The following is a 1,375-nucleotide window of genomic DNA, read 5'->3' as shown; positions in this document are numbered from 1 at the left end:
ACGGCATTCGAAACTGGGCTACCTCAGCCCGATGGAGTTCGAGGCCCGCGCTATGCTAGCTTAACCTGCTGTCCACGAAACCGGCAGCAGCTCACTGAGGCCTACCTTCGTCGTGTCCGGATTTTAAAGCTCGGGGTACCTAGTGTTTGAGTCTGACCATCTCCTTTGAACGGCCATCCGATGTGACGGGATCGTATGGCTGGTACGGGCTGGGACTGTCGGCCGCTTTAGCGCCGGAGTGCCTGACCAGCATGTCCGCTTCCCTGCCCACAGCGGCCGTCTACATCCGGCGCAGCGAACGTCGGCTTCCCGCTCTTGGTGTCGATCGAACGGGCTTCGGCCTTGGCCCTTGCCTGAATGTCCGCTTCGGCGGTGCGCCAGGGGTGCCTTCTCGATCGCGGCGAATGACCGTTCCCCGCCCTTGACTGCCTTGGCATAAGCCCCGCAACGCGCAACTTGCAGATAAGTATGATCTGCAGGCGATGTTTGCATTTTTCGATGGCGCGCCACGGGCCGGACGTGCCTAACCTCCGGCCCATGTTTTCTTCACTAAAAGACCGTTGTCACGTCTTCCCACCTATCCCCTTCACCCACCGCGACCAGGCGAAGGTGCCGCCGGTGAGCAGCCCGTAGAGCAGCACCGCCATGGCGAGGGAGGCAGCGTTTAGGTCGATGGTGACCAGCCCCGCTGCCTTGTCATAAGAGACGAAGGGCAGCGTGGCGGCGAGGCCCCCGAGGGGCAGCAGGATGAAGACCCGCAGCAGCAGGGCGATTTGTCCGGTCATGGTGTGTCCTTTCTGGGAGAGATGCGCCAGCGGCGCGGGGGAAGCGGCACGCGGGCCGCAGAACAGGCCGGCGGTATGCGCCAGCCGGTGATGGGGATCAGGCCCAGCCTGCCGGGGCCCAGTCTTCGGGCGTGACGGCGAAGCCCGGGCAGAGCTTGGCGGCGAACTCATTGTGTCCGGCGATGCGGGTGATGGGGGTGCGGGCGCAGGCCTTGGCAATCACCGCGCGCATCGCCAACAGGGTGGCGTCGGTGTAGAAGTCCTCGGGCGCGCCCATGTGGGTGATGGTGCGGATGGGCACCATGGAATAGCCCAGCGATCCGGCGTTGTGGCCGATGACATGGGCGCCGATCTCGCCCCAGGGGCGGCCCTCAATGACCTCGCCATCGGGAAAGATCACGCCGTGATAGCCGATGTCGCGCCAGCCCTTGGCGAGGTGCCAGCGCCGGATCTCGGCGAAGAGCTCGGTATTACTGCGCCCCTGCGCCCAGCCGGTGAGAAACACGCGAAAGTTGGTGATGCCCTGAGGGGCGGCATATCATGGCGGTGTTCAGACGCCGTCAATTCTCAGCCGAGAAAGGGATATGCCA

General features: G+C 64.2%; 2 protein-coding genes. Both read right to left on the bottom strand.

Features of this window, described 5'->3' with window-relative positions; translation table 11 throughout:
• Positions 1-563 precede the first annotated feature (563 nt).
• The gene (locus tag BLR51_RS27045; RefSeq protein ID WP_089852617.1) at positions 564-785 is read right to left on the bottom strand and encodes a hypothetical protein; all 222 of its coding nucleotides are present in this window, start codon (positions 783-785) and stop codon (positions 564-566) included.
• Positions 786-882: 97 nt separating this feature from the next.
• Positions 883-1,290 (bottom strand): N-acetylmuramoyl-L-alanine amidase, encoded by a 408-nt coding sequence (locus BLR51_RS27040; RefSeq protein ID WP_165616970.1) that lies wholly within the window; start codon positions 1,288-1,290, stop codon positions 883-885.
• Positions 1,291-1,375: the final 85 nt, after the last annotated feature.

It is taken from the genome of Salipiger marinus, assembly GCF_900100085.1.
GTDB lineage: Bacteria > Pseudomonadota > Alphaproteobacteria > Rhodobacterales > Rhodobacteraceae > Salipiger > Salipiger marinus.
This window is presented reverse-complemented; position numbering and strand designations above follow the sequence as displayed.

Coding starts and splice junctions, on each gene's coding strand:
- BLR51_RS27045 (WP_089852617.1), bottom strand. CDS start 785: ATGACCGGACAAATCGCCCTGCTGCTGCGGGTCTTCATCCTGCTGCCC.